Below are 22,544 nucleotides of genomic sequence, written 5' to 3' on the forward strand. Positions count from 1 at the left end.
CGAACGCGGCACAATAGCGCCATCGCGGACATCTCGCGTCATGAGGAAGGAAGGTCGATGACTGACACGGTCGATTGCGTCGTGATCGGTGCGGGCGTGGTCGGGCTCGCCGTCGCGCGCGCGTGCGCGCAGCAGGGCTGGGAGACCATTCTCGTCGAGGCGGAAAACGCCATCGGCACCGGCACCAGTTCTCGCAACAGCGAGGTGATCCACGCGGGCATTTATTATCCGCAAGGCTCGCTCAAGGCGCGGCTCTGCGTGCAGGGCAAGCAGCAGCTCTACGCGTATTGCGCGGAAAAAGGCGTGCCGCACGAGCGCTGCGGCAAGTTCATCGTCGCCACGCATGACGGGCAACTCGACGCGTTGCGCGCGATTCGCGCCGCCGCCGCCGCCAACGGCGTGGACGATCTGCGCTGGCTCGAACGCGACGCCGCGCTCGCGAAGGAACCCGCGCTCAATTGCGTGGCGGCCCTCGAATCGCCGTCGACTGGCATCGTCGACAGTCACGCGCTGATGCTTGCGCTGCAAGGCGACATCGAAGCCGCGGGCGGCATGCTCGCGTTCTGTTCGCCGCTTGCGGGCGGCGTGGCGAAAGCGGGCGAACCCATTTTGCTCAAAGTGGGCGGCGACGAGCCGATGGAACTGCTCGCGAAACGCGTGATCAACTGCGCGGGGCTTTACGCGCAGCAGGTCGCGTCGGCCATCGAGGGCGTGCCGCGCGAGTCGATTCCGGCGGGCCGCTATGCGAAGGGCAATTACTATTCGCTGGCGGGCGCGGCGCCGTTTTCGCGGCTCATCTATCCGATTCCCGAAGCGGGCGGCCTGGGCGTGCATCTGACCATCGACCTCGGTCATCAGGCGCGTTTCGGCCCGGACGTCGAATGGATCGACAGCATCGATTACACCGTCGATCCGCGCCGCGCGGCGAGTTTCTACGCGGCGATCCGCACCTACTGGCCCGCGCTGCCCGACGGCGCGCTGCAACCGGGCTACGCGGGCATCCGGCCGAAGCTCGCGGATGGCGCGTACGGCGGCGACTTCGTGATTCAGGGCGCGGACGAACATGGCGTGAGCGGGCTCGTCAATCTGTACGGCATCGAGTCGCCCGGACTGACCGCCTCGCTCGCCATCGCCGACGAAGTGATCGCACGGCTACGCGCAGCGGCGTGATAACGTGTCGGGCGCGCGTGCCATGTGTTGATGCGCGCGCGCTTTCATAACAGCAAGCGAACAGTAAGGAGCGAAACGTGGTCTACGAAATGGCGCACATCACGGTGCAGGCGGGCAAGAACGCCGAATTCGAAGCAGGCGTGGCGCAGGCGCTGCCGCTCTTTCATCGCGCGCGCGGCTGCCGGGCGGTCGAGCTTCAGCGCGGCGTGGAAGAGCCGAACCAGTATGTGCTGGTCGTGCAGTGGGAAACCATCGAGGACCACATGGTGCACTTTCGCGAGTCCGACGACTTCCAGGAATGGCGCCGTCTGGTCGGCCCGTTCTTCGAAAAGCCGCCGGTCGTGGGCCACACGGAAGTGGTCGTGAAGTAACTCGTGAAATAACGCTTGCCGATGTGTCTTTAGCGCGGCAAGCCCTCAAGCTCGCCGCGCGTTCGAAACCGGCTCAAGCCTTGATTTCGAATCCATCCACATAGCCCGCCGGATCGGCGCTATCCCACTTGCGCCCGTCGACGAACACGGGCGCGTCGAATGTTTCCGGCACCGCCACGCCAATCGCGGCCGCCGCTTGCCGGTACAACGCCGTCTGATTGATCGCCGCGGCAAGCTGCCGATAATCGTTGCGTCGCGCCATCATCCCCCAGCGTTCGAACTGCGTGAAGAACCACATTCCTTCGGATTCCAGAGGAATATTCACCGTGCCATCCGAGAAGAACTTCATACGCACGGCATCCGGCAGACCTTCGCCTTCGAGCCGTTCCGCGATCAGCGCGGCATCCACGCCCAGCATCTCGGGCCGCGCGAGCCATTGCGCGATTTCCTTGCGATGCCCCGCGCCGTCGAGCCATCGGCAGGCTTCGAGCATCGTGCTGACGAGCGCGCGCGCGGTATTCGGATAACGCGTGACGAAATCGCGCCGGCAGGCCAGCACTTTCTCCGGATGATCGGGCCAGATTTCGCCGCTGCGGATCACCGTGCGTCCCATGCCGCGACGCTGCGCGAGCGACGGCCAGGGCTCGCCGACGCACAGACCGTCGAGGCGTTCCTCCGCGAGCGCGGCCACCATTTGCGGCGGCGGAATCACCACGCTTTCGATGTCCCTGAGCGGATGCACGCCTTGCGAAGCGAGCCAGTAATACAGCCACATCGCATGCGTGCCGGTCGGAAAGGTCTGCGCGAACACGGGCGTGCGCCCGAGCGTGGCGAGCGCGCGCGGCAGCGTGCCGTGTTCCGCGAGCGCGTCGGCGAGACGGTTCGACAGCGAGATCGCCTGGCCGTTGCGGTTGAGCACCATCAGCGCGGCCATGTCGGTCTGCGGGCCGCCGATGCCGAGCTGCACGCCGTAGACGAGGCCGTAGAGCGAATGCGCGGCGTCGAGCTCGCCGGCGAGCAGCTTGTCGCGCAGCGCGGCCCACGAGGGCTGGCGCGAGAGTTCGAGGGTGAGCCCGTGCGCGTGGCCGAATTCGAGCAGCTTGGCGGCGACCACGGGCGCGGCGTCGGCGAGCGGCACGAAGCCGATCTTCAGATGGGTTTTTTCGGGCGGCGCGGCCGCGCGGGTGGATTCGTTCATGACGTTCGACGCTTCAATCCTGCGACCCGGCGGCGGCCACGATCTGGCGCGCGACCTCGGCGAGCTTCAGGCTCTGGTTCATCGCCCGCTTGCGCAGCAACGCGTACGCGGCGGGCTCGGTCAGCTTCTGTTGTTCCATCAGGAGGCGCTTCGCGCGATCGATCAGCTTGCGTTCGGCGAGTTCGTTTTCGGCCTGCGTGAGACGTTCGCGCAACTGCGCTTCCTGCGCGAAGCGCGCGAGCGCGACTTCGAGGATCGGCGCGATGCGCTCGCCCGCGAGACCTTCGACGAGATACGCGGTCACGCCCGCATGCACGGCCGAACGGATCAGCTGCTGATTCGCGTCGTTGCTGAACATCAGCACGGGGCGCGGCGCGGTGGCGTTCATCACGGCGAGCTGTTCGAGCGTATCGCGCGAGGGCGATTCGGTATCGATGATGATGACGTCGGGCCGTTCGCGCTCGACCACGCGATGCAGCGCCTGCGGCGTCGCGGGTTCGGCCAGCATGTCGTAGCCGAGCCGCGCGAGCGCGTCGCGCAGATCGCCAATCGGCTTGTCGGTATCGGTTACGAGCAGGACGCGCAGCATGGTGTTTCGTGGGTCGTCGGCATGGTGGGGTCGACGGTTGTCGGTTCTTGTCTGGCAAGCCGCGTCGAGGCGGCTTCGCGCGTCAGTGGGGATTCGCCTCTGTTTCAGCAAGGTGCGTGCCAGTTGCGCTGCGGTGCACAAGAGCGGGATATGAAGCGCGGCGCGATGCGAATGCGCGATCACGGTGCATGAGGTGGCGCACCGCAGCAGTGCGCGCGTCGAGGGTGCACAGATGTGGCGCAGTGACGTGAATCGGCACGCTTCGCTCATTTGCAACTAACAGCCAAGCTGGGGCGGCGTGGGCGAGTGGGCCGATGGCTGCGCTCGCCGAAAAGCAAAGAAGCGGCGCTCAACCTCTGCGCCGCTTCTTTGCGTTCACTTCATCCGCGCGACGGGGTTCAGTCGCGCGATTCAGTCGCCCTCAACCCGCTTTGCGCACGGGCGGAAAGCGCCGCTTCGGGTTGCCGATCGCAATGCGCCGGAAGCGCTCCTTCTTCGTCTCCTCTTCGAAGTGCGACAGCGAGAGCTTCACGAAGTCGCTGCGCGAGACGATGCCGACGAGCCGCATCGACTGACGGTCGCTGACCACGGGCATCCGTTCGAGGCCGTGCACGGCGAGACGCGTCGCGATCTGGCGGCAGGTTTCCTCGGGCAGCGCCACGTCGGGCACGCGTTGCGCGAGCAGCTTGCCGAGCGGTTGATCGAGCGCTTGATCGAGCGCGCCATCCACGCCGCCTGCGCGCAATGCGTCGAGCGCCGCGCGATCGACGACACCGAGCACCACGCCGTCGCGGACCACGGGCCACGCGCGGCGCTTCTGCGTCGGACCGAAATAATGCGTGAGCGCGTCGCGCGCGCTGAGGCTCGCATCGATCGATTCGACGTCGCGCGTCATTACTTCGTCGGCGTAATGACGTTCAAGCGGATCGACGCCGTACTCGCGATAGATGTGATAGCCGCGCCGCGCGATCTTCTCGGTCATGATCGAACGCTTCATCACGACGGTCGCGAAACCGTGCGCGACCAGCGTGGCCGCGAGCAGCGGCAGCAGCGCGTTGGCGTCGTGCGTGAGGCCGAAGGCGAACACGATGGCCGTGAGCGGCGCGCCGAGCGTGGCGCCCAGCGTCGCGGCCATGCACACGAGCGGCCAGAGCGCCGGCTCGTTGCCAGGCAGCACGTGGCCGAGCACCGTGCCGAGCCCCGCGCCGAGCATCAGCAGCGGCGCGAGCACGCCGCCCGAGGTGCCCGAGCCCAGCGCGACCACCCACATGACGGCCTTGACAACCAGCAGCGCCACGGCCACTTGCACGACGATATGCTGATGCAGCAGATCGCCGATCACGTCGTAACCGACGCCGAGCGCGCGCGGCTCGATGAAGCCGCCGATGCCCACGACGAGACCGCCGATCGCGGGCCACCACGACCAGTGCAGCGGCAGGCGGCCGAACAGGTCCTCGACCTTGTAGAGCGCGGCGGAAAGCCCCGAGGCGAGCGCGCCGGACAAAAGGCCCGCGATCACGCACGAGAACAGCGCGACCGCTTGCGGCGGACTCGTCTGGAGTGCGAACAACGGCGCGGTGCCGAAGAACACGGCGCGCGTGAATCCGGCCACGGCGCACGCGAGCGCGACCGGCAGGAAACTGCGCGGACGCCATTCGAACAGCAGCAGCTCGACCGCGAGCAGCACGGCGGCGACCGGCGTGCCGAACACCGCCGTCATGCCCGCGGCCGCCCCCGCCACGAGCAGCGTCTTGCGCTCGGCGGAGGTGACGCGCACGCATTGCGCGACGAGCGAACCGAGCGCGCCGCCCGTCATGATGATCGGACCTTCCGCGCCGAACGGCCCGCCGCTGCCGATCACGATGCCCGACGACAGCGGCTTGAGCACGGCCACTTTCGGCGACATGCGGCTCTTGCCGAACAGGATCGCTTCGATGGCTTCGGGAATGCCGTGGCCGCGAATCTTCTCGGAGCCGAAGCGCGCCATCATCCCGACGATCAACCCGCCCACCACCGGCACGATGATCACCCACGCGCCGAGCGTGTTGAGCGCGGGCGAGCGGTCGGCGAACGAAAGCTGGCCGAAGAAGAACAGGTTCGTGAATCCGTGGATCAGGCTCAGCAGCACGAAGGCGGCGAGCGTGGCCAGCGCGCCGATCACCGCGGCGAGCGCGCTGATGCCGGGCAGCCGCGCGTTCGTCGAAAAGTCGCGCTTGTGGGAGTCGTCGGAATGCATGGTCGTCAGAGATCGATTTGCGGGATGGTGAACCGGCCGTCGAGCGTGCGCAGCTCGGCGCGATGGAGTTCGGCGAGGCGCGCGAGCAGCGCTTCGCCCGCGGGCAGCAGATGGACTTCCACCTGACGGCGATCGCGCTCGCTCACGCGCCGCTCGACCAGCTCGATCGCCTCGCAGCGCGACACCAGCGCCACCGCGCCGTGATGCTGCGCCTGCAAACGTTCGGCCAGCTCGCCGATGGTCGCCCATTCGCGGCCCGGATAGCCCTTGATATGCAGCAGCAACAGATATTGCAGCGGCGTGATGCCCTCGTTTTGCGCCGCTTGTTCCGAGAAGCGCTCGAAGCGCCGCATCTGGTAGCGGAACTCGGAGAGCTGTTCGAAATCGGTTTTGGCCAGGTCGCGGGTGCGGTGCTTCATCGGGTATCCGTGTGATGACGTTGCGTGGTGCGAATATATCACAACATGATATTTATGATCGAACGAGGCCATAAAACAAGGCCTCGCGTGCATCCGTATCGCGGGGTCAGGCGCTTTCTGGTTGCAGCGGACTGGCCTGGCGATGCAGACCGGAAATCAGGTCGGCCTGCGTGACGATGCCGACGAGCCTTCGTTGGGCGTCGACCACGGGGACGTGATGGTGTCCGCGCCCCGCGAACAGGCCGAGCAGCTCGACGATCGGCGTGGTCGCCGCCACGGTGCGCACGTGCGTCGACATCAGCATGGCGACTTCGAGGCTGTTCGCGTGCGGGCGCAGTGTGGGCAGGATCGCGTAGAGCAGCACGCGCAGCGGATGCAGTTCGGCGCCGTCGTCGGCGAGGTCGGCGCGCGTGACGATGCCCTTCACGTGCTGCTGCGCATCGATCACGGGCAGCGCCTTGACGTCGTGCTGTTTGAGCAGCGCGCGCGCGGCTTCGACGGTCGTTGAGGGCGTGATGCTCACCACGTTGCGCGACATGACGTCGGCGCACGTGAGTTCGCCGAAGCTGCGGGCGTAGGCGCGGATTTCGGTTTCGCGCAGCAGCGCTTCGAGATCGTCGGTGTCGATGTCGAGCAGTTCGTTACGCTCGCGCAGCACGGCTTCGAGATCGGCGCGCGAGATCTTGCCCGCGACGCCGCCGGCAGCGGACACGGGCGGCGCGGCGCCCGCATCGCCCGCGGCGGGCTGCGCCGGTTTTGCGGCGGGCGCGGCGTGCGGATAGCGGTGGCCGGTGGCGGCGTGATAGACGAGCGCGGCGGCGAGCAGCATGACCGATTGCAGCGCGACCGGTTCGAACACGAATTCGTAGCCGAGCGCGCGCACGGCGGGGCCGCCGAGCACGGCCGTGAGCGCGACCGCGCCCGAAGGCGGATGCACGCAGCGCAGCGTGAACATCGCGCAGATCGCCACGCCGACGGCCACGGCGGCCGCCATCACCGGATCGGGGATCAGCAGCGCGGCCGTCACGCCCACCGTGGCCGACACGAGATTGCCGCCGATGATCGACCACGGCTGCGCGAGCGGGCTGGCGGGCACGCCGAACAGCAGCACGGCGGAGGCGCCCATCGGCGCGATCAGATACGGAATGCTCGATGCGTTGCCGAGCAGATGATGCGACAGCGCGCCCGTGAAGCCGATGCCGATCAGCGCGCCGACGCCCGAGCGCAGGCGCTCGCGCCAGCGCAGCGTGTTGGGGTTGGGCGCGAAGCGCGCCAGCCAGCGGAGCAATCTGTAGCGGAGCACGGTCGTCATGGCGATCGAGGGGCGGAACGGGCGTCCGGCCGGACGCAGGCTTTCAGAAGTCGGCGATTATATCGCAGCGTGATATATATCGTGGGGACCGGTTATTCCAATTGTCTTGATAGGGCAATTCATCGGATCAAAGCGTTGCCTGGCGAATCGATCAGGAATTCGAACTAAATGGCCGATAAAAAAACGCCGACGCGCAGTGAGCGCGCCGGCGTTTTTATGTGCAGCGGTGCAGGCCGATCAGCGGACGATCAGGCGGCGGGACGTTGCGTCGACGCCATCGGCGGCGGGTTGCCCGGTCGTCCGTTCTGCGGACGGTGGCCGTGGTCGTGGCCGTGGTCATTACCGGCCTGACGGTTTTGCGCCGGAGCGTGATGCGATGCGTTGCGATTTTGCGCTGCGGACACATTGGGCGCAGTCGGCCGATGCCCGGCGTGCTGAGGTGCCGGCGCATGCGCGGGCGGGCGCGGCTGATACGCCGCCTGACGCGCCATCGGACGGCCATGCGGCGTCATTTCCACGTGCACGCGATGCGCGGGCGGTTCGCCGTGCGGCGGCGGTGGCGGCACGAACGCGTTCTGCATCGGCAGATGGCCGTCGTGATGCGCCATCACGTTGCGCAGTTCCGCGCGGCGGTGAATGACCTCGCCGCGCAGATCGCCGCGTCCGTAATAGTGTCGATGACGATGGCCGTCGGAGCCGACGAACCAGATATAGGTCGCGCCGCCGGTGTACACCACGTCGCGGTCGGCCACGACCGACACGTAGGCGTCGTGCGGCTCCGGCACGTAGACCGGCGCGGCTGCCACGACCGGCGGCGGCGGCGCGACGACGGCGACGGGCCGGGCGGGCGTCGCGGCGACGCGCGTGTCGGTGAAGCAGCCGCTGAGCAGCAGGACGCCTGCGAGCGGCACGAATGGCACGAGCGCGCCGAGCGAGGCCATGCGGCGCAGCGGGGGGAAGGCAGTGAGGACGCGCGTTTTGCCGTTCAAACGTTGCTCCGGTGTGGGATGGTTGAAAGCTCATCCGGTTAACGGCAACTTTGAACGGCGTCTTGAGGGTGAAAGGGCGCGCGGGCTGCGCCGTCAAGGCGCCTTGCTGCCCTCGATCTCGCGCAGGATCTCGTCGAACGGCGCGGGCTTGACGAGGTGGCGGTCGAAACCGGCTTCGGTGGTCGCCTGGCGGTCGCGTTCCTGGCCGTAGCCGGTCAGCGCGATCAGTTGCGCGTGCGCCGTCGCGGGCTGCGCGCGCAGCGCCTTGGCGAGCGCGTGGCCGTCCATGCCGGGCAAGCCGATGTCGAGAATCGCCACGTGCGGCAGGAAGCTTTGCGCGATCGCGAGCGCGGTCGGCCCGTCATGCGCGACGCGCACATCGTGGCCTTCGAGTTCGAGCAGCATCAGCAGCGAGGTGGCGGAATCAACGTTGTCGTCGGCGATCAGCACGCGGCGCTTCGAAGTCATCGTTTCGGTATCCGAAGCAGGGGCGATGGCGACCGGCGGTGCGGCGTCGGGCGCGACGCTCAAGGGCAGGCGCACTTCGAATTCGGAGCCGTGGCCGACGCCCTGGGAATGTGCGGCGACCGAGCCGCCGTGCAATTCCGCCAGTTCGCGCACGAGCGCGAGACCGATGCCGAGGCCGCCGTCGGCGCGTTTGAGTGCTTCGCGTGATTGCATGAAGAGTTCGAAGACATAAGGGAGTTCGTCGGGAGCGATGCCGATGCCATTGTCGCGTACGCGGATCGCCACGTCGCGCGCGCCCGCGTCGAGCCGCAGGCCGATCTCGCCGCCCTCGGCCGTGTATTTCGCGGAATTCGACAGCAGATTGCTGATGATCTGCGCCACGCGGATGCCGTCGCCGACGATATGAATCGGCCCCGGCGTCATCTCGACGCTGAGCCGCTGCTGCTTCGAATCGAGGAACGGGCGGCTCGTTTCCACCGCGATTTCCACGATCTGGCGCAGGTCGAGCGTGCTCATCTGCAAGGCGATCTTGCCGTGCGAAATGCGCGAGACGTCGAGCAGATCGTCGACGAGACGGCCCAGATGCTCGACCTGACGGCTCGCGATCAGACGCGCGTCGGCGCGTCCGGTGTCGCTCGCGCCGTGACGCGGATCGAGCAGTTCGATGGCGTTGCGGATCGGCGCGAGCGGGTTGCGCAGTTCGTGCGCGAGCGTGGCGAGGAAGCGGTCCTTGCGGCGGTCGGCGTCGCGCAGCGCCTTTTCGGCGGCGTACAGGCGCAACAGCGCGCGCACGTTCGCGACCAGTTCGGCGGGCTCGACCGGCTCGGTCAGATAGCTGTCGGCGCCACCGTCGAGCGCGCGAATCTTGTCGCGCGCCTGCACGGCCGCCGCCGAAGTTTGCAGCACGAGCGTGGAGTTCGTGAGCGGATCGCTCTTGATCAGGCGGCAGACTTCAATGCCGCTGATGTCGGGCAGCTTCACGTCGAGCAGCACGAGCGCGGGTTCGTGCTCGCGCACGGCGTCGAGCGCGGCCTGGCCGGTGGCGGCTTCGATCACGTCGAAACCCACGTGGCGCAGCACGCGCGATTTCACGTAGCGCGCGCCTTCGTTGTCGTCGACGTTGAGGATCAAGGTGGCGGCGGGCGTCATGATGCGCCGTCTCCGGAGGTGGCGCGCTCGGCGGGCGCTTCGCTTTGAGCTTCGGTCGGAGCGGACGGTGCGCCGTCGTGTGCCGCTTCGCCGGTATCGAGCTGCACCGGCACGCTCACATAAAACGTCGAGCCCACGCCCGGTTCGCTTTCCACGCCCACTTCGCCGCCGAGCAGCGCGGCGAGCTTGCGGCACAGCGGCAGGCCGAGGCCCGTGCCCTTGACGCGTTGCTGCAGGCGGTTCTCCACCTGGCCGAATTCCTCGAAGACGATCTGATGATGCTCGGGCGCGATGCCGATGCCGGTGTCGGCGACGAAAAACGTCATGCGCTCGCCGTCCGCTTCGAGCTGTCCGCCCACGCGGATCTGGCCGCGCTCGGTGTACTTGAGTGCGTTTGACACGAAGTTGCGCAGGATCTGCGTGAGCTTCGGCTCGTCGGTGTAAAGGCGCGGCAGCTGCGCCGTGGACGCGAATTCGAGCGAGACGAGCGGCGTGGTGAGAAGCGGCATGAGCATGGTGCGCAGCGCGCCGAACAGATCGGCGGGATCGAACCAGGCGGGCGACACCACGGTCTTGCCCGCTTCGATCTTGGCGAGGTCGAGCAGGTCGTCGACGGTCTCGCCAAGCGTTTCCGCCGACGAAAGAATCAGCTTGACCTGGCGATCCTGCTCCTCGCTCAGATCGCCGTCGAGCCGGTTCAGCAGCAGGTTGGCGAGCGCGCGGATCGAGCTGAGCGGCGTGCGCAGTTCGTGGCTCATGTTGGAGAGAAAGCGCGTTTTCATCATGTCGGCGCGGCGCAGTTCTTCGGCGCGCTCGTCGAGTTCGGCATAGAGCGCGACGACGCCGCGATTGGTCGCTTCGAGTTCCTGCGTGAGACGCGCGAGTTCGTCCTGGCGCTCGCGCAGTTCGTCGAGCGTGGCGACGAGTTCGCGGTTCTGCTGACGCATTTCTTCTAGCGAATCGGATTGCAGCGCCTGCGGTTCGCCCGCGCTCACGCCGCGCACGATGCGTTCGAGTTCGGCGCCGCGCAGCGCGGGACGCTCGGTCGGCAGGGAGCGCGCCATCGTGACGGTCGTGCCGCGCGACGTCGAGTCGATTTCGAAGCGGTCCATCAGGCGGCGGCTGCCGACGATGCCGAGCCCCGTGCCGCCGGGCGAGCGATAGGTGCCGTCGAGCACGGACTCGATTTCGCGCACGCCTTCGCCGCGATCGCGCACGACGATCTCGAAGGCTTGCGGCGTGCTCGTGCTGTCGAAGGCGAACAGCGCCTCGCCGCCGCCTGCGTAGTCGACGGCGTTGCGCGCGATCTCCGAGACGGCGCTCGCGATGCGCGTCTGGTCGAGCGGCGAAAAGCCGAAGCCGGCCGCAAGCTCGCGCGCGCGCCGGCGCGCGGCGACGACGTCCTGGGCGGCCTCAAGCCGGATGCGCAACAGTGGCGTGTTCATGATTCAACTGTACTCCCGGCTGCGCCTTGACGACGACGACGGTGGCGTCGTCGTTGCGGCGCGAGAAGTCGCGATAAAGCACGGCGGCGATCACCACGGCGGGCTGATGCGCGAGGCCCGGCCACGCGGCCAGATCCCAGCGCGTGCCCACGCCGTCCGAATGCAGGATCAGCATGCCGCTCGCGCGCCACGCGAACTCGAATTCCTGGGTGCCGCGCATCGTATGACCGACGATGCCGTTGCGCGAGACGAGCTGGTAGCTGTCGCGCGCCGCGCTCGCGAATCCGGCGGCGGCGCCCATGACAGCAGTTTCCGTGCCGCGCGTGCCAGCGCTGGGCGCGCTGGCAAGATTGGCCGATGCGCGCGGCGAGCCGGGGCCGCTCATGACGGGTTTGTCGCTGCCGAATGCCGCCGCCGAAATATTGCCGGTGCCGCAAAAACTGACCATCGAGCGCGCGAGGTCGAAGCGCGCGAGCGCGAGCGCCGCGCCGCGCGTCGGGCGCAGGGCGGCGTCGGCGAGCGCCATCAGCGCGGCGGGCGCGAGTCCGGCGCGGCGGCGCAGCGTGTCGAGCGCGGCGGTGGCGGCCACGTGCGCTTCGGCGCCGTGACCGAGGCCGTCGGCGACCGCGACCGTGAAACCGTGCTGGTCGGCTTGCGCGCGCCAGCCGTCGCCGCAGACTTCCTCGCCCGGATAGGGCACGCACACGCCGCCGATCTCGGGACCGGAGAGCGGCGCGGCGCGCGTCGCGCCTTGCGCCACCAGCGCGCGCAGCACGGTGCCGTGGCCCGGCTGCGACCACAGCGCGAACTGGTCCGAGAGCCGCTGGATGGCGCCGAGCCCGTTGCCCGGCGTGCCGGCGGTCGAATGGCCGTCGGCGAGCGCCGCGCGCACGTCGCTCATGCCGGGGCCGCTGTCGAGCGCGATCAGCTCCACGCCGTTGTCGAGCGCGCGCACCAGCAGTTCGCCGTGACCCGCGTGCTTGAGGATATTGGTGGCCGCTTCCGTGAGCACGATCGCGAGCCGTCCGGCGCGCGTGGCGTCGAGACCGGCGAGTTGCGCGGCCTGAGCCGCGCCGCGGCGCGCGAACGCCACGCCGCTTGCGTCGCCGATCTCAAAGGAGCGATGCGTGCCTCCGGCCATGCCGGAGGCGCCGTCTAGCGTACTTTCCATTTCGTGATGGTGACGGTCGTGCCGTTGCCGGGCGACGAGTCGATGTTGAATTCGTCGCACAGGCGGCGCGAGCCGCCAAGTCCCAGGCCGAGGCCGTTGCCGCTCGTGAAGCCGTCCTGCAGCGCGCGGTCGATATCGGCGATGCCGGGGCCGCGGTCCATGAACGTCAGCCGCAGGCCCACGCGCACGCCGGCCGTCAGCACTTCCACGCGCGCGTCGCCGCCGCCGCCGTGCTGGAGCGTGTTGCGCGCGAGCTCGCTGGCCGCCGTCACGAACTTGGTCTGTTCGATCAGCGAAAAGCCGTGAGCGATCGCCTGATCGCGCACGATCTGGCGCAGCCGGACGATTTCCTCGTCCGAGCGCAGGCTCACTTCAGCCACGGTCTGTTCGCTCGCGCCGGTGCCGTTCATGTCGAAAGCAAACGCCATGCTAGACGCGACGCTGCTTGAGCAGCGCCATGCCCTTTTCCACGTTCAGGGCGGTGCGCACGCCGTCGAGCGTGAGCCCCAGTTCGACCAGCGTGATCGCCACCGACGGCTGCATGCCGACCACCACGGTCTGCGCGTCGAGCACCATCGCCATCGCGGCGGTGTTGCTGATCATGCGGCCGATGAAGGAATCGACCACGTCGAGCGTGGAGATATCGATCAGCACGCCCTTGGCCGAGTCCTTGACGATGCGCGCCGTGAGGTCGTCCTGCAGCGCCATCGCGAGACGGTCGTGCATGTCCACCTGGATCGTGACGATCAGGCAGTCGCCCATGCGCAGAATCGGAATGCGGTCCATCGCGCGTCCTCGTATCTATCAGTGCGCGCGCGCCCGTGCGCTCGCGGCGGTCGTGGCGCCCACGCGGTTCGCGTGATTCAAACGGCGGCCTTCGGCGTGACGATGGTCGAGCCGGTGCGTTGCAGCGCGACCGTGAAGGCGTCGGCGAGCGTGGATTTGGTGGTGACGTTGCTCAGATCGACGCCCAGATGCACGATGGTCTGCGCAATCTGCGGACGGATGCCGCTGATGATGCAGTCCGCGCCCATCAGGCGCGCGGCGGCGACAGTCTTGAGCAGATGCTGGGCGACCAGCGTGTCGACGGTCGGCACGCCGGTGATGTCGATGATCGCGAGACTCGCACCGGTATCGACGATCTTCTGCAACAGGCTCTCCATCACCACCTGTGTGCGCGCCGAATCGAGCGTGCCGATCAGCGGCAGCGCGAGAATGCCTTCCCACAGCTGCACGACCGGTGTCGAGAGTTCGAGCAGTTCTTCCTGCTGGCGCGCGATGATCGCCTCGCGGCTTTTCTGGAAGGCTTCGGTGGTGTAGAGGCCGAGGCCGTCGAGCAGCAGATTGACCGACCAGCTGAGGTCGGCGAGTTCGGCGGGCTCGCTCGCGAACGCCTCGCGCAGCCGCGCGTAGAGCGGCTGCTTGAGCGAGAACACGAAGGTGGCGGTCTCGACCGGCGTGTAGCCCTGACGCGCGCGGTGCGCGGACATGTCGGCGAGAAAGGCGCGCACCGGCTCCCATTCGGGACGCGTCGCGTCGAGCGTGTCGGCGCGCGAGAGCGTGTCGAGAAAAACGTTGAGGAAGGCGGAGAACTGCTCGCGGATTTCGGCTTCCATCGCCAGACCGCGGCGCAGGGCGATCGGCAGATGCAGGCGGATCCAGTCGGCCAGCAGGGCGTCGCGATGCTGATTCAGGACGTCCGCGAGGCGGCTCCGATCGGGCGTGGTCATACGATCTCTCCTCTCGTTTTCGGCGGTCTCATTTTCGAGACGAACCGCTGCACCTTACACCATCCACGAGATTGAAGCTATTACGCATCCGGAAAAAGGTTCGCGATCGCAAGCGCCTCGATACGTGCCGCAGCTCACCTTCGCGACACGCCGGGCGTGCTGTAATCACGGGGTTTTTCGCTTTTTCACGCCATGCTTGTAGTTTTTACAGTGTCGGGGTGTAACGGCGACGAGGAAGCGGGCGCGCGGCTTCCGTGCGGTGGCGCACGCAGGGCGGACGAAGCCGCTTTTCAGCGCTTCGCGGCGGCTCGCGCGCGACCCGATTCGGGCTGGTACGGACATTGCTCCTTATAGCCCGCCACACACAAAAACGAGGAGAGGGGTGCAACATGAAGATCGATCCCGTTTCACGACAGGAATCGACGCCGGGGAGTCTTGCGAGCGGAACGGCAGGGGCCGTGTTTTCCGCATCGGGACTGCCGGACGCGCAATCCGGGGAAGTTCAGGGGGAAGACAGTGTTTCTGGCGGCGTGCTGTCTCGTTTGCTGTCACGCCTGTCATGGTGTGTCGCCTGGCTGTTCGGGCTCGAGGCGTTTTTCGCCGAGCCCACGGCGCAAGGCTGGCCGGGCGGCCGGGAGCAGGGTAGTGAGGGGAGGAAGCGCGATTGAGTTGTCGATAAGCGCGCAAACAGGGCCGGCGCGGCGTCAGTCGCGCCGGTCGTCACATGCGGCCACGGTCGATCAGTTTTTATCGACTCTGGTCACGCCGGACAGATGCCGACAGATGCTTTCCACCACGGGGAAACATCTGTAACAAGTTTTCTTCATATGTAACGTAACGTAACAGCGCGCCCCGGATCACGCGCGGCGTTGCGTTACGCTTGCGCACTTCCGCTCTGCAACGCGCTGCTCCGGTTCGCGTTGAGCCGATTTCGTCACCGCCGCGTCGACCGCGGATTTCATCCCGCTTGCCTGCCGTCGCGCGCCCGCTCGCTGCCCGCGTCGCGGCCGCTCCGGCGGCGACCCTTTAGACTGGACGCCAGCGGCCCACGCGCCGCCAACGTGTCGCCAACGCGCGGTTTGGTCGCCGCGCGCCCCCGGGCAGCGTCGCGCACCGGCCCGCTTCCCACGATCGAGACGGACGAGATATCGAATGAAGAAGCTCCTTTTGCTTGTCACGCTGTTTGCCTGCGGGTTCGGCGGCTTCGCCACGGCCGCGCGCGCCGCGCAGGGCGTCGACCAGTCGGACCCGCAGGCGCTCATCAAGACGGCGACCCAGCAGGTGCTCGACGAAGTCCGCTCGCAGTCGATCGCCCCGGGCGATATCGCGCGCATTCGCGACATCGTCGATCGCGACATCCTGCCGTACGTCGATTTCCGCCGCACCACGCGGCTCGCGATGGGGCCGCACTGGCGCACCGCCACGCCCGCGCAGCAGCAACAGGTGATGGACCAGTTCCAGCTCCTGCTGATTCACCTGTACGCGGGCGCGCTCGCGCAGCTCAAGCCCGATCAGCAGATCGAGTATCAGCCGATGCGCAATGCGCCCGGCGACACCGACGTGGTCGTGCGCACGCTCGCGCAGACGAGCGGCAAGCCCGTCGAGATCGATTACCGGCTCTACAAGACGCCGCAGGGCTGGCGGCTCTACGATCTGAATGTGCTGGGCGCGTGGCTGATCCAGACCTATCGCGCGCAGTTCAACGAGAAGATCCAGCAGGGCGGCGTGGACGGGCTGATCCAGTTCCTCAGCTCGCGCAATCAGGAACTGCAGGCGGGCAAGCCCTGATGTTGCGTACCGCGTTTGCGCGCCGCGGCCGTGTCGAGCTGCGCGCCGTCGTCGGCATGCGTTACGCTCACGTCCCGGCGCACGTTCTGCCCGGATGCGCCCGATGACCGCGAAGTATTTGCCAACCCGCGCCAACCCGCCCAAGCCCGCGCGGCTACGATGAAAACCAGACGGGCGCTGCTGCCGCCCGATCCCTTACCGCAACGCTGACCGCATCGCCATGAATTATCCGCAGCCGCCCGACGCGTCGTCTCGCCGACCGTCCGATTCCGCTTCCGACGGTCCGCATGCCGGTTCCGACGGCGCCTCCGAGCGCCTGTCCGACGACGGGTCCGGCCGTCCGTATGTCATGCCCTGGCAGGTGCCGCATCCCGGTTCCGCCGCGGGCCGCCGCAACCGCGTGTTCCCGCCGAGCACGCCCACCATCCACACGCTCGCCTCGGTCATTACCGGCGTGGCGGTAGTCTGCGCACTGTACTTCGGCCGCGCGGTGCTGATTCCGATCACGCTCTCGGTGCTGCTGAGCTTTCTGCTCGCGCCGCTCGTCAACACGCTGCGGCGCGTGCGTCTGCCCGAATTCCTCTCGATCCTGATCGCCGTGCTCGCCACGGTGCTCGCGCTGGCGGGCGTGAGCGCGCTGATCGGCGCGCAGATCGTGCAGCTTGCCGCCGACCTGCCGCAGTATCAGGAAGAGATCGAGCAGAAAGTGCAGACGGTGCAGGAAAAAACCGTCGGCCGCGCCGATTCGCTGATGACGCGCGCCGCCGTCGCGCTGCAACGCGTGACGCCCACGCCGCCGCCCGCGCCGCCGCAGCCGCGCGGGCGCGCCGCGCGCAACCAGCCGCAGCAGCCGATGCCGGTGGAAGTGCACACGCCCGCGCCGACGCCGCTGCAACTCGCGCAGCGCGCGTTCTCGCCGGTGATCGCGCCGCTGGAGACCGGCTTCATCGTGCTCGTGGTGACCATCTTCATCCTGCTGCAGCGCGAGGATCTGCGCGACCGCCTGATCAGCGTGTTCGGTTCCGACGACCTGCACCGCACGACCACCGCCATCAACGACGCCTCCGAGCGCCTGTCACGCTACTTCGTCGCGCAACTGGGCGTGAACGTTTCGGTGGGCGCGGTGCTGGCGATCGGGCTGGCGGGCATCGGCGTGCCGGGTGCGCTGCTGTTCGGCGCGCTCGCGGCGCTGCTGCGTTTCGTGCCGTACATCGGCATCTGGATCGCCGCCGTGCTCGCCACGCTGCTCGCGGCCGCCATCCAGCCGCAATGGACGATGGCGGTGTGGACGCTGATTTTCTTCATCGTCGTCGATGTCGTGGCGGGCCAGTTCGCCGAGCCGATGCTCTACGGCCGCCGCTCGGGACTCTCGCCGCTCGCGGTGGTGGTGGCGGCGATTTTCTGGAGCTGGCTGTGGGGGCCGATCGGGCTCGTGCTCTCGACGCCGCTGACGCTGTGCATCGTCACGCTCGGCCGTTACGTGGATCGTTTGAACTTTTTGACCATCCTGCTCGGCGATCAGCCCGCGCTGACGCCCGCGCAGACCTGCTATCAACGTCTGCTCGCCGACGATCCGCACGAAGCGCTGCTGCAGGCCGACCGGCTGCTCAACGAGATGCCGCTGATCGACTATTACGAGCAGGTCGTGTTCGAGGGCTTGCGCTTTGCGCGCAACGACGTGCTGCGCGGCGTGCTCCCCGCCGAGCAGATCGCGCGCATCAATCAGGCGCTGCTCGATATCGTCGAGGACCTCGAATCCGTCGACGATTCGCGCCATACGCGCAATGGCAACGGCAACGGACATGGAAGCAACGGCGGGCGCAAACAGGACGCAACCGAGCTGACGCCGGAGCTGCGCGCAGAGATTCCCGACGACGGCCGCGCGCTGCTCTGCGTGCCGGGGCGCGGCGCATTCGACGACGTCGCGGTGGCGGTCGTCTGCCAGTTGCTCGGGCGCGCGAAGATTCCCAGCACGGCGACCACTTACGAGGAAGTGCGCGCCACGCGCGCGGGCATGGTGGATGCGCAGACGGCAGCGATCTGCGTGGTGTCGCTCGATGCCGCGGAGTCGCCGCCGTACCTTCGCAACCTGGTGCGGCGGCTGCGCGAGCGTGCGCCCGACGCGTCCATCGTCGTCGGTGTGCGCGCCGTGCGCAGGGACGAAGGCATGAGCATTGCCGATGACGCCCGCACGCAACTCGCACCGACGCTGCGCGATCTGGTGGATGCGTGCGGCGTGGCGCTCGCCCAGCGGCAAGGCTGAGCGGCGCACGGATCGACGCGGCGGCGAACTCGACGGCCTGATCGACGGCCTGATCGGCGGCGACGACGAATGTGGCGCGAACGTTGCGATGACTGTGACAAAGTTTGTGACAGTCACGCGCGCGTCACACATTCCCCCGATCATAAGCGGCCCTGCGCCCCTGGTTGCATTCCCAGCGGTGCCGATCAAGGAGAGGAGAAGTGCTAAGCCCCCATGAGTTTGCCACGTTGATGCTGATCCGCCACGCGCCGGAGCAGATCGATATGAACCGCCACGAACTCGATATTCTGTTCGAGCGTCAGCTCGTCGCGCTCGAACAGCGCGCCGAAGGCATGCGCCGTCTGTCGCTCACGTCCGCCGGCCGCTCGCTGCTCGAAGCACTCGGCCGCGCCGAACCGCGCCTCGCGCCGTACGAAGAGTCCGGCAGCTACGACGCGCATTGATGCGCATGTCCGAATCGATGCATTGAGCACGCGGCGAACTTCGTTCGTCGTTCGAAATGTCCCTGCGGTTTGCTTCGCTTTAGTTAGCGCTCGATTCTTCCCGCAGCCACCACCCGGGCACGCAAAAAAAAGCGCCGACGGATTTCCCGCGGCGCTGAATACTTCGACTCTGCATGGTCCCTGAATGAACGGGGACAGGGTATGGCACGCGGCGCCGGACCGGCAAGTCGGTCGAGCCGCCGCCGCGCTCCATGAACGGATTAACGGATGAGCCCGCGATTCGGTGCATCAGGACAAACCCGTCCTCGTGCAGGGAATCGCGGCGCACCGTATTTATTCTGCAACGCTGAACGTTCCCCGCTTAGCGGCGGTCGGTCCAGACCGTCTGAACATTGCAGAACTCGTGCATGCCGAAGCTCGACAGTTCGCGTCCGAAACCGCTCTTCTTCACGCCGCCGACCGTCACGCGCGGGTCCGTCGCCACATCGCCGTTGATGAACACCGCGCCGGTTTCGATCTGTGCGGCCATCGCGTCCGCGCGCTCGAGATCGCGGGTCCAGATCGTGCCGCCCAGACCGAACTCGCTGTCGTTCGCCATCTCGACGGCGTGCTGCGCATCGCGCGCGACGATGATCGAGGCGACCGGCCCGAACAGCTCCTCGCGGAACGACGTCATGCCCGGCTGCACGTCGGCGATCACCGTCGGCTCGTAGTAGTTGCCCGGGCCTTCGACCTTGTGGCCGCCCAGCACGAGACGCGCGCCTTCGGCGAGCGTGCGCTCGACCTGGCCGTGCAGTTCGTCGCGCAGATCGTAGCGCGCCATCGGACCGATGAAATTCGCCTCGTCGCGCGGCGAACCCATGCGCAGCGCCTTCACGGCGGCGACGAAACGCGCCTCGAATTCGGCGGCCACCGGCGCTTCGACGATCAGACGCTTGGCCGCGAGGCAGACCTGCCCCGTGTTGCCGAAGCGGCCCAGCACGGCGGAGCGCACGGCATCGTCGAGATCGGCGTCGGCGAGCACGATGAAGGCGTCCGAGCCGCCCAGTTCCAGCACGCACTTCTTGAGCGCCGCGCCCGCGAGCTGGGCGATGGCCGCGCCCGCGCGCACGCTGCCGGTTACGGCCACGGCGGCGATGCGCGTGTCGGCGATCACCGGCGCGACGTCTTCGGGCGGCAGGTTCAGCACTTCGAACGCGCCGGCGGGCAGGTCGGTGGCGGCGAGCGCGTCGCGCAGCAAATAGGCGCTGCCCATCACGTTGGGCGCGTGCTTGAGGACGTAGGTGTTGCCCGCGAGCAGCATGCTCACCGCGCCGCGCAGCACTTGCCAGATCGGGAAATTCCACGGCATCACCGCGAGAATCGGGCCGAGCGGACGGAATTCCTGACGCGCCGTGCCTTGCAGCACCGGCACGGAAGTCGGCGCGAGCATGGCCGGGCCGTTTTCCGCGTACCACTCGCAGAGCGCCGCGCACTTCTCGACTTCGCCGCGCGCCTGGGCGACGGGCTTGCCCATTTCGTCGGCCATCATCAGTGCGAATTCGGTCTTGCGCTCGCGCAGCACGCGGGCGAGTTGCACGAGCACGTTCGCGCGCTGTGCCACGGGCGTGTCGCGCCAGACGCGCGCGGCGGCGGCCGTGCGCACGAGCGCCGCCTCGACGGCCTCGCGGTTGTCGAACGCGTGGCGGGCGATGACTTCGCCGGTCGCGGGATTGAGCGAGACGGCGTGTTCCGTGCGGGTTGCTTCGGCCATGTTGGGCTCCTTGAAGGGGTGATTGCCTGCAAGGATACGGGCTGGTAATGCTCAGTGAAAGTGAATAATATTTAACAAATTGTTCTCTCGGAGCGAATGCATGGAACTGGCCCAATTGCAGATTTTCAGGGAAATCGCCGACGCGGGCAGCGTGCAGGCCGCCGCGCAGCGCCTGCATCGCGTGCCGTCGAACCTCACCACGCGGCTGCGCCAGCTCGAAGAGGAACTGGGCGCCGAACTGTTTATCCGCGAGAAGATGCGGCTGCGGCTCTCCGCGACGGGCGCGGCGTTTCTCGAGTACACGCGCCGCATTCTCGATCTCGTCGACGAGGCGAAGCTCTCCGTGGCCGGCGACGAGCCGCGCGGGGCGTTGCCGCTGGGCTCGCTGGAGAGCACGGCGGCCGTGCATATTCCGCCGGTGCTGGCGGCGTTTCACCGCCGTTATGCCGACGTGACGCTCGATCTTTCGACGGGCCCGTCGGGCGAACTGATCGATCGCGTGATCGAGGGCGAACTGGCGGCGACGTTCGTGGACGGGCCGGTCGCGCATCCCGCGCTCACGGGCGTGCCCGTTTTCGACGACGAACTGATCCTGATTTCAGCCGCGAACCGCGCGCCGATCAAACGTGCGCGCGATGTGAACGGCGCGAATCTCTATGCGTTCCGCTCGAACTGCTCGTACCGGCGCACTTTCGAGCGCTGGTTCGAGGAAGACGGCGCGGCGCCAGGGCGCATCTTCGAATTGGAGTCGTATCACGGCATGCTCGCGTGCGTGTCGGCGGGCGCGGGGCTCGCGCTCATGCCCGCGAGCTTGCTGGAGAGCCTGCCGAATCGCAGCGCCGTGAAGGCGCACCGGCTGCCGGCGGCGTATCGCAAGGTGAAGATCTATCTGGTCTGGCGGCGCGATCTGCGCTCGCCGGCCGTGCAGCGGCTCATCGAGATGCTGGAGGCGCAGCGCAAGGCGGGCACGCAGCCCGAGGAGGCGGAACGCGCGTTGGCTTGAAGCTCGGGCGGATGCGCCGCGTGGCGTCAACGTCAGCCGTGCTTGGGCGGCAAAGGCTGGTCAAGCCCCGGTTCGGTGGGCGCGGGGACGGCGTCGCCGAACGGCCTCGGCAGGTCGGCGGGCGGCGCGTCTTGCGCGGGGGCGGGTTCGGGCGTTGGGTCCGGCGTGTCGCCGGGTGCGGGCTGATCGCCTTTCGGCGGCAGCGGCTGATCGAGACCCGGCTCGGTGGGCGCGGGTATGGCGTCGCCGATGGGTTTGGGCAGCTCGGTGGGGGGCGCGTCGGCGTGCTCGTGGTCTTGCGTGCTCATCGTCTGTCTCCCGGAAGCGGGTGATCGTCCCCGAGTATTCGCAGAGAACGTGCCACCTTCGGCCAGCCGGGCGGATCGGCGGATTGCAAACGCTGCGGCGCGCTCGAAAACGGTAAGCGCTGCACGCCCGCTTGAAAAATCTGCGCGCGCAGGGCGATCTGGGTCCGGCTTGCTCCGATCCGATATAGTGTCGGCGCGTGGTGTTCCCGCGCCGTGTTCCTGGCCGTAGCGCCTGCCTTCCCGAAATCGAATCCCCATGCAAATTCTCGTCGATGCCGACGCCTGTCCCGCCGTCGTGAAGGACATCCTGTTTCGTGCGGCGCGCCGTGTCGAAATGAACGTGACGCTGGTCGCGAATCAGTATCTGCGCACGCCGCCGTCGCCGTTTATCCGCTCGATTCAGGTGCCTGCCGGTTTCGACGTGGCCGACCAGCGCATCGTCGAGATGGCCGAACCGGGCGATCTGGTGATCACGGCGGACATTCCGCTCGCGGCGGCGGTGCTGGACAAGGGCGCACGCGCGCTCGATCCGCGCGGGAGCTGGTTCACGGCTGAGAATATTCGCGAGCGGCTGACGGTGCGCGAAGCGATGGAGCAGTTGCGCAGCGCCGGGATCGACACCGGTGGTCCGGCGCCGTATGCGCTGCGTGACAGCCGGACCTTTGCGGGCCAGCTGGATCGATTTCTCGCGACGGCCGCCACGCTGAAGCGCGGGACGCCATGAATCGATCTGAAGAAT

General features: G+C 67.7%; 22 protein-coding genes. 8 read left to right on the forward strand and 14 right to left on the reverse strand.

Annotated elements, in window-relative coordinates:
- The first annotated feature begins 57 nt into the window (after positions 1 to 57).
- Positions 58 to 1,170 carry an NAD(P)/FAD-dependent oxidoreductase gene (locus G5S35_RS33825; RefSeq protein ID WP_065064829.1) on the forward strand — a complete coding sequence of 371 codons (1,113 nt, stop codon included), beginning with the start codon at positions 58 to 60 and terminating at the stop codon, positions 1,168 to 1,170.
- 77 nt (positions 1,171 to 1,247) lie between these two features.
- On the forward strand, positions 1,248 to 1,541 hold the full coding sequence (locus G5S35_RS33830) for an antibiotic biosynthesis monooxygenase family protein (protein ID WP_065064827.1): 294 nt from the start codon (positions 1,248 to 1,250) through the stop codon (positions 1,539 to 1,541).
- Positions 1,542 to 1,614: 73 nt separating this feature from the next.
- Here G5S35_RS33830 and G5S35_RS33835 read toward each other — a convergent pair whose 3' ends face one another.
- The 12 genes from G5S35_RS33835 to G5S35_RS33890 form a co-directional block, all read right to left on the reverse strand.
- Entirely contained in the window at positions 1,615 to 2,739 is a 1,125-nt protein-coding gene (locus G5S35_RS33835; protein WP_183040622.1) for a CmpA/NrtA family ABC transporter substrate-binding protein, read from the reverse strand.
- 13 nt (positions 2,740 to 2,752) lie between these two features.
- Complete coding sequence (locus G5S35_RS33840; protein WP_065064822.1) at positions 2,753 to 3,328, reverse strand: ANTAR domain-containing response regulator; 576 nt, start codon at positions 3,326 to 3,328, stop codon at positions 2,753 to 2,755.
- 421 nt (positions 3,329 to 3,749) lie between these two features.
- A complete protein-coding gene (locus tag G5S35_RS33845) occupies positions 3,750 to 5,564 on the reverse strand; it encodes a chloride channel protein (protein WP_183040623.1) in 1,815 nt (604 codons plus the stop codon).
- A 5-nt stretch (positions 5,565 to 5,569) separates the two neighbouring features.
- Positions 5,570 to 5,983, reverse strand: a complete 414-nt coding sequence (locus G5S35_RS33850; protein WP_065064818.1) for a MarR family winged helix-turn-helix transcriptional regulator — start codon at positions 5,981 to 5,983, stop codon at positions 5,570 to 5,572.
- Between the two features lie 106 nt (positions 5,984 to 6,089).
- A complete protein-coding gene (locus G5S35_RS33855) occupies positions 6,090 to 7,295 on the reverse strand; it encodes an HPP family protein (RefSeq protein ID WP_183040624.1) in 1,206 nt (401 codons plus the stop codon).
- Between the two features lie 248 nt (positions 7,296 to 7,543).
- Positions 7,544 to 8,284, reverse strand: a complete 741-nt coding sequence (locus G5S35_RS33860) for a hypothetical protein (RefSeq protein ID WP_065064814.1) — start codon at positions 8,282 to 8,284, stop codon at positions 7,544 to 7,546.
- A gap of 93 nt (positions 8,285 to 8,377) precedes the next feature.
- Positions 8,378 to 9,901, reverse strand: a complete 1,524-nt coding sequence (locus G5S35_RS33865) for a response regulator (protein WP_183040625.1) — start codon at positions 9,899 to 9,901, stop codon at positions 8,378 to 8,380.
- Entirely contained in the window at positions 9,898 to 11,346 is a 1,449-nt protein-coding gene (locus G5S35_RS33870; RefSeq protein ID WP_183040626.1) for an ATP-binding protein, read from the reverse strand. The genes G5S35_RS33865 and G5S35_RS33870 overlap by 4 nt, the downstream gene beginning before the upstream one ends.
- Positions 11,315 to 12,517 carry an ATP-binding protein gene (locus G5S35_RS33875; RefSeq protein ID WP_183040627.1) on the reverse strand — a complete coding sequence of 401 codons (1,203 nt, stop codon included), beginning with the start codon at positions 12,515 to 12,517 and terminating at the stop codon, positions 11,315 to 11,317. The genes G5S35_RS33870 and G5S35_RS33875 overlap by 32 nt, the downstream gene beginning before the upstream one ends.
- Complete coding sequence (locus G5S35_RS33880) at positions 12,502 to 12,927, reverse strand: anti-sigma regulatory factor (protein WP_065064892.1); 426 nt, start codon at positions 12,925 to 12,927, stop codon at positions 12,502 to 12,504. The genes G5S35_RS33875 and G5S35_RS33880 overlap by 16 nt, the downstream gene beginning before the upstream one ends.
- A gap of 19 nt (positions 12,928 to 12,946) precedes the next feature.
- On the reverse strand, positions 12,947 to 13,303 hold the full coding sequence (locus tag G5S35_RS33885; protein WP_065064807.1) for an STAS domain-containing protein: 357 nt from the start codon (positions 13,301 to 13,303) through the stop codon (positions 12,947 to 12,949).
- 77 nt (positions 13,304 to 13,380) lie between these two features.
- The gene (locus G5S35_RS33890; protein WP_065064805.1) at positions 13,381 to 14,247 is read right to left on the reverse strand and encodes an STAS domain-containing protein; all 867 of its coding nucleotides are present in this window, start codon (positions 14,245 to 14,247) and stop codon (positions 13,381 to 13,383) included.
- A gap of 389 nt (positions 14,248 to 14,636) precedes the next feature.
- Between G5S35_RS33890 and G5S35_RS33895 the strand changes: the two genes are divergently transcribed.
- From G5S35_RS33895 to G5S35_RS33910, 4 genes are all read left to right on the forward strand, one after another.
- On the forward strand, positions 14,637 to 14,915 hold the full coding sequence (locus G5S35_RS33895) for a hypothetical protein (RefSeq protein ID WP_124261519.1): 279 nt from the start codon (positions 14,637 to 14,639) through the stop codon (positions 14,913 to 14,915).
- Between the two features lie 484 nt (positions 14,916 to 15,399).
- Positions 15,400 to 16,035 (forward strand): MlaC/ttg2D family ABC transporter substrate-binding protein, encoded by a 636-nt coding sequence (locus G5S35_RS33900; protein ID WP_065064803.1) that lies wholly within the window; start codon positions 15,400 to 15,402, stop codon positions 16,033 to 16,035.
- Positions 16,036 to 16,384: 349 nt separating this feature from the next.
- On the forward strand, positions 16,385 to 18,298 hold the full coding sequence (locus G5S35_RS33905) for an AI-2E family transporter (RefSeq protein WP_074983394.1): 1,914 nt from the start codon (positions 16,385 to 16,387) through the stop codon (positions 18,296 to 18,298).
- Positions 18,299 to 18,498: 200 nt separating this feature from the next.
- Complete coding sequence (locus tag G5S35_RS33910; protein ID WP_065064801.1) at positions 18,499 to 18,741, forward strand: hypothetical protein; 243 nt, start codon at positions 18,499 to 18,501, stop codon at positions 18,739 to 18,741.
- A 361-nt stretch (positions 18,742 to 19,102) separates the two neighbouring features.
- Here G5S35_RS33910 and G5S35_RS33915 read toward each other — a convergent pair whose 3' ends face one another.
- Complete coding sequence (locus G5S35_RS33915) at positions 19,103 to 20,494, reverse strand: aldehyde dehydrogenase family protein (RefSeq protein WP_110327129.1); 1,392 nt, start codon at positions 20,492 to 20,494, stop codon at positions 19,103 to 19,105.
- A gap of 100 nt (positions 20,495 to 20,594) precedes the next feature.
- Between G5S35_RS33915 and ptrR the strand changes: the two genes are divergently transcribed.
- Positions 20,595 to 21,497 (forward strand): putrescine utilization regulator PtrR, encoded by a 903-nt coding sequence (ptrR, locus tag G5S35_RS33920; protein WP_110327128.1) that lies wholly within the window; start codon positions 20,595 to 20,597, stop codon positions 21,495 to 21,497.
- Positions 21,498 to 21,529: 32 nt separating this feature from the next.
- Here ptrR and G5S35_RS33925 read toward each other — a convergent pair whose 3' ends face one another.
- Positions 21,530 to 21,805, reverse strand: a complete 276-nt coding sequence (locus G5S35_RS33925) for a hypothetical protein (RefSeq protein ID WP_176081325.1) — start codon at positions 21,803 to 21,805, stop codon at positions 21,530 to 21,532.
- A 256-nt stretch (positions 21,806 to 22,061) separates the two neighbouring features.
- Here G5S35_RS33925 and G5S35_RS33930 point away from each other — a divergent pair, with 256 nt between their 5' ends.
- Positions 22,062 to 22,529 carry a YaiI/YqxD family protein gene (locus tag G5S35_RS33930; RefSeq protein WP_183040628.1) on the forward strand — a complete coding sequence of 156 codons (468 nt, stop codon included), beginning with the start codon at positions 22,062 to 22,064 and terminating at the stop codon, positions 22,527 to 22,529.
- The last annotated feature ends 15 nt before the right edge of the window (positions 22,530 to 22,544 follow it).

It is taken from the genome of Paraburkholderia tropica, from assembly GCF_014171495.1.
Classification (GTDB): domain Bacteria; phylum Pseudomonadota; class Gammaproteobacteria; order Burkholderiales; family Burkholderiaceae; genus Paraburkholderia; species Paraburkholderia tropica.